The organism is Terribacillus sp. 7520-G (assembly GCF_002271665.1).
In the GTDB taxonomy this organism is placed as follows: Bacteria; Bacillota; Bacilli; order Bacillales; family Amphibacillaceae; genus Terribacillus.
The window spans coordinates 1-13,310 of the sequence record NZ_NQFP01000044.1; the positions used below are offsets into that span (position 1 = coordinate 1).

Sequence of the window (13,310 nt, forward strand, 5' to 3'; positions counted from 1 at the left end):
GATTTTTTATAACGTTTTAGCGACCTTATGTATCTTACAACATCTTTCGCTGTCTGTCAACCACTTTCGTGATTTTTTTCGTGCCGTTCGTCGACGGCTTAATAAATTTATCACGGATTTAAAAACACGTCAACACTTTTCTAGAAAGTTTTTGTTTTTTCTTTTTCTATTTCCCCAAGATATCCGTGTCCTCCGTCTTTTTCAGCTTTCCTCCACATTTACCGCACCCATATTTGCACGTATTGACTGTCTTTTTACGCTTATATATATGCCCGCATTTCGTGCATTCATAAGTTAGCAGCTGCTGTTCTTTGACAGACGGAAGCACATTGCAGAATCGCGGTGATTTGGTCCGGTGCAGGAGCTCCCGAAATTCCGGATCGCGATGGCCATACCCCTTGCCTTCGATATGCAAATGATAATGACATAGTTCATGCTTGATGATTCCAATCGTTTCTTCCTGTCCAAGCTCATCCAAATACTTAGGATTGATCTCAATGATCCTTTTCCCGGGCAGGTATCTGCCTCCAGTCGTCCTGAGACGATTATTATACCTTGCAGTATCTACAAATGGCTTTTGAAACCACATAATTGAAATTTCTTCAACTATCTGCTGCAGATTATGCATCGTTATTTCTTTCATTACATAGGCACCTCCTGTTTCTCTCATGCATATAATGCTGCAGACATTCATTTTTCCCGACATCCAAGGGCTGCAGGAGGTAAGAAGAATGCCTAATTGGTTGAAAAATCAACTATCACAAGCTTTTCTCACAAAAAACGTTAACCAATTGAAGGTGTTGAATCAATGCTGGTTCTTCTATAAGCGGAAACAGCATTCCAACGGCGGCTAAAACCCCTGTCCCAAACGGGACAGGGGTTTGTCACTGCTGTTGTCACTTCACCATTGTAAGGGCTATTCGCTGTTTGTCAATGTCCACTTTATCCACCCAGACAGTGACAACATCCCCTACCGAAGCAATATCCATCGGATGTTTTACGTATCTATCCGACATTTTGGAAATATGGACGAGTCCATCCTGTTTGACTCCTATGTCGACGAACACACCGAAATCCACTACGTTCCGGACCGTTCCCTGGAGCTCCATTCCTTCCTTGAGATCTTCCATTGCCAATACATCTTGTTTCAATAATGGCTGAGCCAAATCATCACGCGGGTCTCTCCCCGGCTGATTCAGCGCCTGTATGATGTCCTGGAGCGTTAATCCACCAATACCTAACTCTGCAGCAACTTGGTCGATGTCAAGCTCCGCCAGCTTCTCCCGCAGCTGCGCGCTCCCTATATCCGCCACAGTTGCACCAAGCCGCTCCAGAAGCTGTTTTGTAGCTGTATAGCTCTCTGGATGGATCGGCGTCCTATCAAGCGGCTCCTCACCGTCCAAGACACGCAGGAAGCCGATACTCTGTTCATAAGTCTTGTTTCCAAGCCTGGGAATGGCTTTCAGCTGCTTGCGCGAGGTGAATTTACCGATCTCATTCCGCTGCTTCACGACATTTGCTGCTACCGTCTTACTAAATCCCGATACATACTGCAGCAAAGATTCGGAAGCTGTATTCACATTGACCCCGACTTGGTTCACTACAGTCTCCACGACAAACCCCAAGGAATCATTGAGTTTTTTTTGGCTGACATCATGCTGATATTGTCCGACGCCAATCGATTTCGGATCGATCTTGACCAACTCTGCCAAAGGATCCTGTATTCTGCGGCCGATGGAAATAGCACTGCGTTCCTCCACTTGCAGATCTGGAAATTCCTTTCTTGCCAATTCCGATGCTGAATACACACTCGCGCCAGCTTCGTTTACGATTATATAAGCGACACTGCTTCCGGATTGACGAATCACATCCGCAATGAATTGCTCCGTTTCCCTTGATGCAGTTCCATTTCCAATGGCAATCAGTTCGACATTGTACTTTTCAAGCAACGCATCGACGATTCTTTTGGCTCCTTTGACATCGTTGCGTGGCGCTGTAGGATAAATCACATTCTTTTCCAGCAGCTTCCCTGTCTCATCGATAACCGCCAGCTTACATCCTGTACGGAACGCCGGGTCCACTCCCAATACGACGCGGCCCTTCAATGGCGGCTGAAGCAAGAGATTTTTCAGGTTCTCCGAGAAAATTTTAATCGCTTGTTCCTCTGCCTTCTCCGACAGCATGGAACGAATTTCCCGTTCCACCGATGGCTGGATGAGACGCTTATAGCTATCCTCGATCACTGCCTCCAATGCTGCAGCTACTTCAGCAGATGCCCCTTGTCTGATGATTTTACGTTTAAGATAAGCTAGGATGACATCCACAGGCGGCTCGATCGTAACACGCAATATCCCTTCCTTCTCACCTCGGTTGACAGCCAAGGTCCGATGGGAAGCCATTTGCCGGATCGGCTCCTGATACGCATAGTACATTTCGTATACGCCTTTGTCATCGTCTTCCGCCTTTTTGACTTTGGTCAAAAGAACACCTTGCTTCTCTGTCTTATCTCTAATATAATCCCGAAAAGCCGGTTGCTCACTGATCCATTCCGCTACTATGTCCCCGGCACCTTGCAGCACTTCCGCCTCGGAATGCAGCTCTTTTTCAGGATCCAGATAGTTTTGCGCTTCTTTTTCCGGATCTCGGATGGTTTGTTCATAAAGTCCTTTTGCAAGGGGCTCCAATCCTTTTTCCTTCGCAATCGTTGCCTTTGTCCTCCGCTTTTGCTTGTATGGACGATATAAATCCTCTATGCGCTGCAGCTGCATGGCAGCCAGAATGTCGCGCTTGAGCTCCTCTGTCAGTTTTCCTTGCTCCTCGATCAAACGGATCACTTCCGTTTTCCTTTGGTGAAGCTGCTGTGCATATTCCCACTTATCCTGAATCGCCTTGATTTCAACTTCATCCAGAGCTCCAGTCTGCTCTTTCCGGTAACGGGCAATAAACGGTACGGTATTTCCCTCTCCCAGCAGGTGGATGACCTGTCTGATGGATGATTGTTTGATGGATGTTTCTTTTTCGACCCATTGTATGAGCCTGTCTTGAATCGATGGTTCCAATTTTGTTCCTCCTGACTGCTGCTATCCTCATTGTATCAGAATTGCTGGGCAGATAAAAAAAGGATCGGCACCTGCGCGAGGTACCAATCCTATTCTGTGTATTTCATGGCAATCAATGTTATATCATCTTCATGCGGCTTTTGTTTGGTGAGAGCGAACATATCCCTTATTTTCCGAACATCCTTTTCCTTGAAAAGTTCCTGCGTAAGCTCGTTATCGGAAACACCATCAGAAAACATAACGAATATCATATCATCTTGCAGGATTCCCCGTGAAATCTTATATTTCCTCGGATACCCGGCAAGAAACCCTTGGCTCGGTATACATCGCTCTTTTTTACCACTTGTGATTGTCATGATCCCGATATTGCCAATGGAAGTGAAGGAATAAGTGCTTGTCCGATAATCCACCTTCAAGATACCCAGCACGACTCCGCGTTTACCGACCAATACCTCGTTCGATCTTCTGATCAGCTCATCGATTCCGCTATGCACATGGGCACGGATCACATCTATCACTACCTGTGATGACTCTTTGGCAAATTCCCCGCTTCCAAGTCCATCAGCCAGCACACAGATGAATTCATGTTCCGATTCATGGTAGAAATAACTATCTCCGCAATAATAATTGCCTTTTTTAGGCTCCTGAAACGCCGACACATCCATATGGAGATAGAAATCACTCAAAGCTGTCCGCACCTTCGGCTTGCAGGGCCTCCCGCAGTTTACGCAAAGCTCTGCGCTGCAGACGCGATACATGCATCTGAGAAATACCGAGTCTTTCCCCTGTATCTTTTTGGCTCATATTCTCGAAGTATGTGCAGCGAAGTATCTCCTGCTCCCGCTCACTGAGAATTGGAAGCACCTTTTCCAGCAGCATTCTGCGGTCTATGTCTTCGTAGCCATTATCCGTCGAGCCTACCAAATCGAGGATAGCCACCGTGCTGCCATCCGAGTCAGCCTCAATCTTTCTGTCGACAGACAATGCCTTATAGCTTTTGCCCATTTCCATCGTTTCCAAAATGTCTTCCTCGGACACTTCCAGATAAGCAGCGATTTCAGCCACGGTCGGGGATTTTTGATTTTCTGTCGTCAGTTCATCGATTGCCTTGCGTATTTTCGGACCCAGCTCTTTGATCCGCCGCGGTACATGGACACTCCATGTCTTATCACGAATGAAGCGTTTGATTTCCCCGATGATTGTCGGGATGGCAAATGATTCAAAGGATTTGCCGAAATCAGGATTATATCTCCTGATTGCTGCAAGCAGGCCCAGCATGCCGACCTGGACCAAATCTTCATGGATGGAGCTGTTCTTGGAATATTTCCTTGCTATGGATACGACGAGGTCTTTGTATGTGAGTACGATTTTTTCTTGGATTTCTTCATCTGTGGGATGCTTTTGCAGATGATCTATCCATTTATAAACCTCATCCTCACGGTTATTGTGTGGTTGAGATTTGGTCGTCATCTAGCCCCACCTCATTTTCATGAAGGTATTTCGTCATGAGGACGATCACTCCAGAATCGCTGTTGATTTCCACTTTGTCCATCAACGCATCTATCAGGAATAAACCAAAACCGCCCTCCCTCAGCTGTTCGATGGGTTCTGCTGCCTCATACGGGCCAATATTCCTTTTTACTTGATCCAAGTTGAAGCTGTCGCCATGATCGGCGACCATCACTTCGAGACGATTTTCATATACGCCGAAACCGATCGTAACTTCGCCATCTTCATCCTTTTCATATGCATGGTTAACCGTGTTCGTCACCGCCTCTGAAATTGCAACCTTCAAATCCTCGATATCCTCATAGGAAAAACCCATCCGGTTTGCAACACCTGAAGCAGTCAAGCGAATCACACCAACGTATTCTGGTTTAGCCGGTACTTTGATCTCGATAAAATCGAAAGATTCCATAATTAATAGCCACCTCGTACTGTTTTGTCAACATCGATCACATCGATCAAACCTGTAATCTCGAACAAACGGTATACACGATCCTGCAGCTGTACGAGCTTCAATTCACTGTTGTTTTCTTTCGTCGATTTCAATCCGCTAACGAATACGCCCAATCCGGTACTGTCCATATAATTCACCTGCTCCAGATTGACTTCGACTTTATTCCCCTCTTTACTCGTCAGGGATAAAAGTGTTTCTTTCAATTTAGGAGCTGTATAGGCATCTATTTCACCAGCTAAAAGAACAATTGATTTCCCTGCTTGTTCTTGTACGTCAACAGTTAAGTTCATCATGTACCTCCTAAGGGCTAGTTACCATCCTATGTAATACCCGTGTCTTCTCGATTCAAACATCTTTTTTGATAATTATTAAGGTGAAGTCATCCCGCAGATGAAAATCCTGCAGTTTTTCGAAATGTTTATATACGTTTTCCACCAATTCCTGTGCTGGGAGATGGGAAAAACTCTTGATGACCTCCAGCACTTCCTCACTCTCGATGAAACGATCTCCCTGACGGCATTCGGTAACGCCGTCCGTCAGCAGGATGATCATATCCCCTGCATGGATTTCCCTTTCATATTGGCGGTATTGGGCCGTATCCGTAACACCGAGGACGACCCCTTTCGCCCTGATCTCTTCGAATGCATCCTCGGCAGCATGATAATAAAAACCAGGTTCATGCCCTGCTGATGAGTAAGTGATCGTGCTGGCCTCCGGATTGAAAAGAGCATAAAACATCGTGATGAACATGCTGGGATCGACATTGCGCTCCACAACCCGATTAAGGCTTTCAAGAATCTCACTCGGTTTTTTATGCTCGGACGGAAAACTTTCCATCGCATATTTGATCATGGACATACATAATGCCGCTGGGATACCTTTACCGATCACATCAGCCACTGTGATACCTACAGTACCATCTTCATGATGAATGAAGTGATGGTAATCACCATTCATCTGATTCGCAGGTACGCTGACAACACCGATATCAAAGCCTTCCACATCAGGCTTTTCAGTCGACAGCAACGTATTCTGCATCCGAGCAGCCACGGAGATCTCCGATTTGATCTCGAGCTGCTCTTCCCTCAGATCCTGGAATTCCTGAAGCGCCAAACCGTAGGAAATCATCACCTCCAATAGGAAGCTCATCGAGTGCTGTATATTCTCTGGAAGATCCGGATAGATATCTTCCAGCGCATTGATATGCGTGTTGATGATCTCCTCCAGCGATATATTGTGCTGGATGGAGCGTTTACTTATCTGCTCCGCCTCATATAGGGCAGACTCATCCTGTGTATCGATGTATTGCTTGAGCAGTTCCCGATAGTGGGACAGATCTAGCTTAAGCGCATCCACCTGGCATCATCCTCCTCTAACGGACCCATTTCACGACGCGGATTTCCGTCCCTTCGCCTATCTTTGAAGTAATATCAAATTCATCCATCAGGCGTTTTACACCAGGAAGACCTGCGCCCAGACCTCCGGATGTGGAAAAACCATCCTCCATTACCTGACTGATATCTTTAATACCTGGACCTGTATCGATTGCGACGATGCAAATCCCGCGCGAACCGACATTCTCCACTTCATCAAAGCAGATTTTTCCGCTTCCGGCATAAAGATAGATATTACGTGCAAGCTCCGAAATAGCAGTTGCGATACGAGCTTGATCGACGATCCCAAAGCCCAGCTTTTTCGAAAAGTCGCGGCCGAATTGTCTTGCACCGACAATGTCCCATTCTTTCTGTATATTCACACAGGTTCTGAAGTCCATTTTCACTCCTCCAGTTCCTGGCGCAATTTGATCAATCCTTGTTCTAAATCTAATGCTGTCGTTACCTCATTCAAATGAATGCCCAAATCGATAAGTGTCACGGCCACAGCTGGCTGGATTCCGGTCAGGACGACCTTTGCCCCCATCAAGTCGGACATTGTCACTACATCGCCCAATACTTTGGCGATGAAGGAGTCGATGATGTCGACGGAAGTCAAGTCGATGACCACTCCTGTCGCCCCGCTCTGATGGATTTTATTGAGCAAGTCTTCCTGGAATTGAATCGCAGTCTGGTCATCCAGATCGATCTGGATACTGATCAGCAAATAGTTATGCAGCTTCAATATTGGGATTCTCACGGTTGTTCACTCCTATCAAGCGAATCGATCAGCTCTTCAATCGTCTGTTCTTCGCTGTTTGTTTGTACGATCATTTTGTTCGTCATTTCAAGAGCGGTAGTGAATCCCTTGCGAAGGGAGCTCTTCGTCGGGAACTTACTGAGATCTATCCCCAGATTCACAATCGTCTGGGCAATCTCCGGTCTGATACCGACAAGGATGCAAGTGGACCCGATCAGCCTCACTGCTTCTGCAGCCTGGATGATATGATGTGCGACCATGGTATCCACAACCGGTACACCAGTAATATCAATCAGCACTACCTCTGCATGATGCTTGATTACGCCATCGAGTAAATTCTCCATGATGAATTTGGCCCGCTCCGTATCAATGGTTCCAATCAGCGGCATGACTGTGATATTATCCATGACCGGGATCAAAGGTGCAGATAATTCCTGCAATGCGACACGCTGAAGGGATACTGTATTTTCCCAGTTGCCGGAATATTCATTCACCAGCTGGTTGATGAACGGATTCACAAGCTCATCCACATGCCTTAACACTTTCGACACAGGGACATCCAACTCTTCGTGATCGACAAGGAACTCCACTGCGACGCGTTTGAAAAGCTGCAGGCCATCCGTCAGATAGCTGAGCGGCCAGCCCAGATTGATGACTCGTTCTGTAAAGCTGTCCAGATCGGAAGTCAAGCTCTCCTTCTCGACACTGCCGAAAATGATATCGACGAATTCCCGGTTCGTGTTTTCGAAAAGATCCTGCGAAATAGTGGAAATCACGACATTTTTCTGTTTCTCTGCGACTTCCTCAAGCCACATATGAATCAGATTGTCACTGTTTTCAACCAGAATCTCCTTCAGATTTTTTGCCATCATGAAACCCCCGTATTGTAACGTTCACCTTGTAAAAAGCCGTTTTTGCAGTCATATGCTCAAGGCCACTTTATCTACTTATTAATCTAACACCAATACGCCCACCTTGCCAATAAGGCGGCTGCTTTTTAGTATATACCATAATCCAACAGGACTGAAATCAAAACAAAAAAGCCCTTACGTCACCGTAAGGGCTGGTCCGTTCCTAGAACTCTGTAAGGCCTAGGCTTATTTCAAGTGCTCGATTGATATTTCCCATCATCTGTGGGTCAAGCTGGGTGATCTTATCCGTCAGCCGCTGCTTGTCGATTGTTCGGATCTGTTCCAGAAGAATGACGGAATCCCGCTCAAATCCATACTTCTTGGCATCGATCTCCACATGGGTCGGCAGCTTGGCTTTTTGGATCTGTGCCGTTATTGCCGCTATGATGACGGTCGGACTGAATCGGTTGCCGATATCATTCTGCAGGACCAACACCGGGCGTACGCCCCCCTGTTCTGATCCCACTACCGGGGACAGGTCGGCGAAATAGACTTCGCCTCTTTTAACGATCAAGGGCCTACACCCCGCTTACAAGGCGCTCTAACGTTACTTCTGCCTCCTCTTCAGCTTGGAAAGCTTCTGAAGCGATATTAAGATTGATACGTGCCATCTCCATGTAACCCTTCTGCATGGTCTCACGGATATTCTTTCTTTCCTGCACGTATGACTTCGTTGCTTGATAGAAGAAATGATCGAGACTATTGTTATTATTCTGCATCAAACCATCCACCTCATTCAGGAGTTTCTTAGGCAGCTTTACAACGATTTCTTGTAAGCCTTCGGACACAACCATACACCTCCACCAATTCACTCGGGTCGATTCTGTAAAAATCCATTTTCATCATACCATCCGAGCATTGTGTTTGCAAAGGACCCTCCGGAACTTTTTGATAAAAAAAGCCTTTTTCAAACAAAAAGCTTGGGAGAAAGGCTGGCTTCCTGCCGAAAATTACAAGCTTTCGCCGGGAGAAAGCGCATTGGTGACTTCGACAATCTCACCAGAGCGTTTATAAACGCGAGGCATCCGGGCGGCGATGAGGCAAGGAACCTCATAATTTATGGTATCGACCCAGTCTGCCACTTCATCCATGCTGATAAATGCATCCTGCTGCGGACCGATGAGAACGACCTCTGTACCGTTCGGATAGGCTTTATCAAGCCTCACCATGCATTGATCCATGCAAACCCTGCCGACAACAGGCATTCGTTTGCCATCTACAAGTACTTCGAAGCCCTGCATCTTGCGGATCCAGCCATCAGCATAGCCGATCGGCAGTGTCCCGATCCATTCGGGTTTATTTGTTTCATAGGTTGCACCGTAACTTACCGCTTCATGCGCTTCAAGCTGCTTCACATGCACAAGTCTGCTGTGCAGGGAAAACGCTTGGCGGAGATTGATCGGATGTTCCTCTTTGACGACCTTTGACGGATATAGTCCGTACATGCCGATTCCAAAACGGACAAAATCCGACTCATCCGCAGCGAAGCGCATACTGGCTGCGCTATTGTCCGTATGCACGATGATTGGGTGCTGCCACTCTTCCCGCAGCGATTGGAACAGCTTATCAAACTTACTCCGCTGTCCTTCAAAGTAAGCTAAATCCGCATCGTCAGCTGTTGCAAAATGCGTATAGACACCTTCAAGGTGAAGGGATGGGACATCGAGCAGCGGCAAGACCTCCCGTACTTCCTCCTCCGTCCGAAAACCTAATCTTCCCATTCCGGTATCCAGCTTCATATGCAGCTGCAGCGGCTTGCGGAATTGCTGTGCACGTACGGTCTCCAGCCAATCCTTGCGGTAGAAAGTCAGTGAGATATCATGATCTGCAGCTATTGCCGCATCCTCCGGCCTAGTCGCCCCAAGCACAAGGATGGCTGCATGAATGCCATTTTTGCGCAGATGGATTGCCTCATCCAAAAAGGCGACAGCCAGGGCTTGGGCCCCGGCATCCAGTGCCGTCTGCGCGACTTGGACATACCCATGTCCGTATGCATTAGCTTTGACAACTGCATAAATCCCTTTGTCTTCTCCGATATGTGCTGCCAGTTGCTTTATATTATATTCAACATGATCGAGATTTATTTCCACCCAGGAATCCCGATAAAATTGGTCATTCCGCATATGTATTCATCTCCTAGATTTTTTACCTTTGCTTATTATAACAGGAAAACAAAAAAGCAGACTCGGTTCGTCTGCTTCGAATCATCATTTCATGGCCTGGCCGTTTATGGATGCAGCCACTTCCTGTATTTCTTCCCGGGTCAATTCCTCGCTGGCCAGCATATAATCCACACCATCATGTGTCCATGTCAGACTGGAAGATGTAATGGCTCCCACAGTGAAACCAAGGCTGAATGGTTCTCCGCTGGCAGGTGTGGCAGCAGCCGGCGCGGTTTCCGAAACGTCCGCACGCTCCTGAATCAAAGTGAAACTCTTTTCTCCTTCATACGTCAGGATGACGCGTTCCTTCCCATCCACACTTACTTCCTTCTCCTCGGCAAGCGTCGCACCGACTGTTTCAGTAGGATACAGCACAGTCAGCCCTTGTTGTTCCGTTGGCACGGCCGAAGCAGGCACGCCGGATAAGGAACCGGTCAGGTTATTTTCCAGTTCAAAATCCTTGTCTGTGAACTTCGGATCCAGTTTGAAGGCAGAGAACGCCACTTCAACCATTGGTTTCTTATCTTTATCCAGCACTTTCACAAGCTCGGGTGTATACGTCTTTTTATTGAAATAGATCTCTTGATAAGGCAGTGTCGTATTGTTTTGATATGTCGTTTTCGTCTGGAAAACATAATGCTCCTCCGTTGTCTCGAAAGAAGCATCATCATCCTTCAGGACATCCTGGACCAGCGACTGGTACAAATAAGGCTGACTGCTGTTATAAGGCCATTCGCTTTGGAATTTGAAGCTTTTCTTCAAAGCGGGGGTGAGCACGAATACACCATCCTTATTTCGCAGGATCACCTGACTGCCTTGCTCGTCAGCATCGTTTTTCAATAAAACGCGGTAATGGTCGTCTTTTTGGTACCATATATCGATTCCGTAGGCCTGCTGTTCTTCTCCTGTGTTCAGCTTCATAGTGGCTTCGGCCTTGTAGCCTTGCAGCTCAGCAGATGTCTCTTCCAGATTTTGGACCACTTCCTCCCGGGAAGCATCGCCGCAGCCGGCTAGTAAGAATAAAAAGGCAGCAAAGACAATCAAACCAGCAAATCTTTTCATGGTCACACTCCTTTGTCAGCTATAAAGCGAACAAAGAGAACATGCCACCCTCAATCGGAAATGTCACGAAAGACCTTGGCCAGTCCTTTCATGAGATCAGTTGCCAGCAGATCCTGCTGCGAATGCATATCGCCGACCAGTACATCCGCCGCTTTGCCATGGACATAGACTCCGTTTGCGATTGCCTCCATCAGATCATCATGCTGCATCAGCATGGCCAGCAGGATACCAGAAAGTACATCCCCGCTTCCGCCTTTCCCAAGACCAGGGTTTCCTGTCGTATTGACCACCTGGCTGCCATCAGGGGCAGTAATGATCGTATACGTCCCTTTCAGCACGAGATGTACCTGATGTACAATCGCAAATTTCCTCGCGAGCTCAAACGGGCGCTCCAGGAGCTCTGGAACCTTCATATCCAAGAGCATCGCCATTTCTCCAGGATGCGGCGTCAATATCGTCGGAGCTTGCCTATTCCGCAGGATCTCCAGGTCGGATTTGATATGATGAAGGCCATCTGCATCCACCAGGACAGGAACCTCAGCCTGCTCCAGCACCCGCCTGGTCAAGGCTGCTGTCGCTTCGCTCCTTCCCATGCCCATGCCGACGGCGATCCCATCATATGCACTCACATCAAGTGTTTCCGTATCGACTATCACGCCATTTTCTCCTTCCAACACAGTGAATGTCGCTTCAGCCAAGTGAGCTGAGACAGATGGAATGACTTGGCGTAATGTACCGACGGTAAGAAGACCCGCTCCCGCTCTTAAAGCAGCCATGCTGGACATCGTAACCGATCCCGGCATCTCCATTCCTCCTCCGATGAGGAATCCTTTGCCATGGGTCCCCTTGTGTGAGAAAGGCTGCCGGATGGGGAATGACCGCTTCACGTCCTGTACTGTCCATATTCTGGCACCAGCTTGTCTGCCTAAATAAGCAGCTGGCAGACCGATGGATACGGTATCCCATATCCCGTAATAGGCTGCTGTCTTCTGGATGAATGCACTTGGCTTTGGCGCTTCGATGACGAAGGTATAATCCGCCCGGACCGCCTCATCGAATCCCGAGGCATCATCCGCAGGTACACCGGAAGGCAAATCAATCGCAATGACAAGTGCAGCCGAATCGTTGACAGCCTGTACCGTTTCCGTATAGGGACTTTTCAGCTCCCCCCGGATACCCAGGCCGAGCATTGCATCGACGATGACATCCGCTTTTTCCAAAGCCAGCCGGAATGTATCTGCTTCAACGTCCATCACTTCACCGCCAAGACGGTCATAGACTTGCTGATGCACGGCTGCGTCAGCTGTCAAATTTCGCCCGACCTGCACGGCAGCCGCATCATATCCTTCATTCAGCAGTGTTCTGGCTACCACATATCCATCGCCGCCATTATTTCCAGAGCCACAGAGGACAAGTATCCGGTCCGTGGTTCCGATCAGCGGTTTCATCCGTTCAGCGATGGCCCGGCCAGCAGATTCCATCAGGATGCTGCCGTTTATTCCGATATCCTCCATCGCATGACGATCCACTTCGTACATTTCCTTTGCGGTGACAATATACACGCTGTTCCCTCCTACCCGCACTACAATCTATGAGACATGCTTGAAAAATATGCAGACAAGTCTATTCACCCTGTGTGATGATGACTTGCGCTGCGGCATATGCATCCGAATGTGTAATCGACAAGAATACCAGTTCCCCCTCTGTCTGGTCGGCAGATGTCAGCACTGGCGCCCCAGCCTCATTGGGTAAAATTTCGATATCATGGAGCCCCAGTTTTCCCAATCCGGTTCCTCTGGCTTTCGCATAAGCTTCCTTGGCAGCAAAACGTCCAGCTGCGAATTCCACCTTGCGTTTATCGGATGTCAGTGATTCATAGTGCGTTTTTTCTGATTTTGTCAGGATCCTGTCCAGGATACGTTCATTATGCCCTATCGCTTTTTTGATTCGTGCTAATTCTGTAATATCTAAACCAATACCCTTTATCACGGGTGCACAACCTACCTTCCAGCTGAATTTCCCT

The 13,310-nt window shown here is 47.6% G+C and carries 17 protein-coding genes; 1 reads left to right on the forward strand and 16 read right to left on the reverse strand.

What is annotated here, in order from left to right; genetic code table 11:
- Positions 1-166: 166 nt before the first annotated feature.
- A complete protein-coding gene (locus CHH53_RS14795; protein ID WP_233135136.1) occupies positions 167-643 on the reverse strand; it encodes a SprT family protein in 477 nt (158 codons plus the stop codon).
- 88 nt (positions 644-731) lie between these two features.
- Between CHH53_RS14795 and cmpA the strand changes: the two genes are divergently transcribed.
- On the forward strand, positions 732-854 hold the full coding sequence (cmpA, locus tag CHH53_RS14800; protein ID WP_095216911.1) for a cortex morphogenetic protein CmpA: 123 nt from the start codon (positions 732-734) through the stop codon (positions 852-854).
- Between the two features lie 42 nt (positions 855-896).
- On the opposite strand, the gene CHH53_RS14805 is transcribed toward cmpA, so the two are convergent.
- From CHH53_RS14805 to acpS, 15 genes are all read right to left on the reverse strand, one after another.
- A complete protein-coding gene (locus CHH53_RS14805) occupies positions 897-3,059 on the reverse strand; it encodes a Tex family protein (RefSeq protein ID WP_095216912.1) in 2,163 nt (720 codons plus the stop codon).
- An 89-nt stretch (positions 3,060-3,148) separates the two neighbouring features.
- The gene (locus tag CHH53_RS14810) at positions 3,149-3,745 is read right to left on the reverse strand and encodes a SpoIIE family protein phosphatase (RefSeq protein WP_233135138.1); all 597 of its coding nucleotides are present in this window, start codon (positions 3,743-3,745) and stop codon (positions 3,149-3,151) included.
- Positions 3,738-4,529, reverse strand: coding sequence for an RNA polymerase sigma factor SigB (gene sigB, locus CHH53_RS14815; protein WP_093727605.1), 792 nt, complete (start codon positions 4,527-4,529; stop codon positions 3,738-3,740). The genes CHH53_RS14810 and sigB overlap by 8 nt, the downstream gene beginning before the upstream one ends.
- Positions 4,501-4,977 (reverse strand): anti-sigma B factor RsbW, encoded by a 477-nt coding sequence (rsbW, locus tag CHH53_RS14820; RefSeq protein WP_095216914.1) that lies wholly within the window; start codon positions 4,975-4,977, stop codon positions 4,501-4,503. Before rsbW ends, sigB begins: the two co-directional genes overlap by 29 nt.
- A gap of 2 nt (positions 4,978-4,979) precedes the next feature.
- On the reverse strand, positions 4,980-5,309 hold the full coding sequence (locus CHH53_RS14825) for an anti-sigma factor antagonist (protein WP_095216915.1): 330 nt from the start codon (positions 5,307-5,309) through the stop codon (positions 4,980-4,982).
- Positions 5,310-5,364: 55 nt separating this feature from the next.
- Complete coding sequence (locus CHH53_RS14830; RefSeq protein WP_095216916.1) at positions 5,365-6,375, reverse strand: PP2C family protein-serine/threonine phosphatase; 1,011 nt, start codon at positions 6,373-6,375, stop codon at positions 5,365-5,367.
- Positions 6,376-6,391: 16 nt separating this feature from the next.
- The gene (locus CHH53_RS14835; protein ID WP_095216917.1) at positions 6,392-6,793 is read right to left on the reverse strand and encodes an anti-sigma regulatory factor; all 402 of its coding nucleotides are present in this window, start codon (positions 6,791-6,793) and stop codon (positions 6,392-6,394) included.
- A gap of 2 nt (positions 6,794-6,795) precedes the next feature.
- Positions 6,796-7,152: an STAS domain-containing protein gene (locus CHH53_RS14840; RefSeq protein ID WP_038558142.1), complete on the reverse strand. Its 357-nt coding sequence runs from the start codon at positions 7,150-7,152 to the stop codon at positions 6,796-6,798.
- Positions 7,149-8,021: an STAS domain-containing protein gene (locus CHH53_RS14845; protein ID WP_095216918.1), complete on the reverse strand. Its 873-nt coding sequence runs from the start codon at positions 8,019-8,021 to the stop codon at positions 7,149-7,151. The genes CHH53_RS14840 and CHH53_RS14845 overlap by 4 nt, the downstream gene beginning before the upstream one ends.
- Positions 8,022-8,226: 205 nt before the next feature.
- Positions 8,227-8,577: a type II toxin-antitoxin system PemK/MazF family toxin gene (locus tag CHH53_RS14850; RefSeq protein WP_093727599.1), complete on the reverse strand. Its 351-nt coding sequence runs from the start codon at positions 8,575-8,577 to the stop codon at positions 8,227-8,229.
- Between the two features lie 4 nt (positions 8,578-8,581).
- Positions 8,582-8,857, reverse strand: a complete 276-nt coding sequence (locus CHH53_RS14855) for an antitoxin (protein ID WP_095216919.1) — start codon at positions 8,855-8,857, stop codon at positions 8,582-8,584.
- Between the two features lie 156 nt (positions 8,858-9,013).
- On the reverse strand, positions 9,014-10,186 hold the full coding sequence (gene alr / locus CHH53_RS14860) for an alanine racemase (protein ID WP_095216920.1): 1,173 nt from the start codon (positions 10,184-10,186) through the stop codon (positions 9,014-9,016).
- A gap of 84 nt (positions 10,187-10,270) precedes the next feature.
- Entirely contained in the window at positions 10,271-11,287 is a 1,017-nt protein-coding gene (locus tag CHH53_RS14865) for a LolA family protein (protein WP_095216921.1), read from the reverse strand.
- 50 nt (positions 11,288-11,337) lie between these two features.
- Positions 11,338-12,849, reverse strand: a complete 1,512-nt coding sequence (locus tag CHH53_RS14870; protein WP_095216922.1) for an NAD(P)H-hydrate dehydratase — start codon at positions 12,847-12,849, stop codon at positions 11,338-11,340.
- Between the two features lie 61 nt (positions 12,850-12,910).
- Positions 12,911-13,276, reverse strand: a complete 366-nt coding sequence (gene acpS / locus CHH53_RS14875) for a holo-ACP synthase (protein ID WP_095216953.1) — start codon at positions 13,274-13,276, stop codon at positions 12,911-12,913.
- Between the last annotated feature and the right edge of the window lie 34 nt (positions 13,277-13,310).

Coding starts and splice junctions, on each gene's coding strand:
- CHH53_RS14865 (WP_095216921.1), bottom strand. CDS start 11,287: ATGAAAAGATTTGCTGGTTTGATTGTCTTTGCTGCCTTTTTATTCTTA.
- CHH53_RS14825 (WP_095216915.1), bottom strand. CDS start 5,309: ATGAACTTAACTGTTGACGTACAAGAACAAGCAGGGAAATCAATTGTT.
- alr (WP_095216920.1), bottom strand. CDS start 10,186: ATGCGGAATGACCAATTTTATCGGGATTCCTGGGTGGAAATAAATCTC.
- CHH53_RS14845 (WP_095216918.1), bottom strand. CDS start 8,021: ATGGCAAAAAATCTGAAGGAGATTCTGGTTGAAAACAGTGACAATCTG.
- sigB (WP_093727605.1), bottom strand. CDS start 4,529: ATGACGACCAAATCTCAACCACACAATAACCGTGAGGATGAGGTTTAT.
- CHH53_RS14855 (WP_095216919.1), bottom strand. CDS start 8,857: ATGGTTGTGTCCGAAGGCTTACAAGAAATCGTTGTAAAGCTGCCTAAG.
- CHH53_RS14835 (WP_095216917.1), bottom strand. CDS start 6,793: ATGGACTTCAGAACCTGTGTGAATATACAGAAAGAATGGGACATTGTC.
- cmpA (WP_095216911.1), top strand. CDS start 732: ATGCCTAATTGGTTGAAAAATCAACTATCACAAGCTTTTCTCACAAAA.
- rsbW (WP_095216914.1), bottom strand. CDS start 4,977: ATGGAATCTTTCGATTTTATCGAGATCAAAGTACCGGCTAAACCAGAA.
- CHH53_RS14795 (WP_233135136.1), bottom strand. CDS start 643: ATGAAAGAAATAACGATGCATAATCTGCAGCAGATAGTTGAAGAAATT.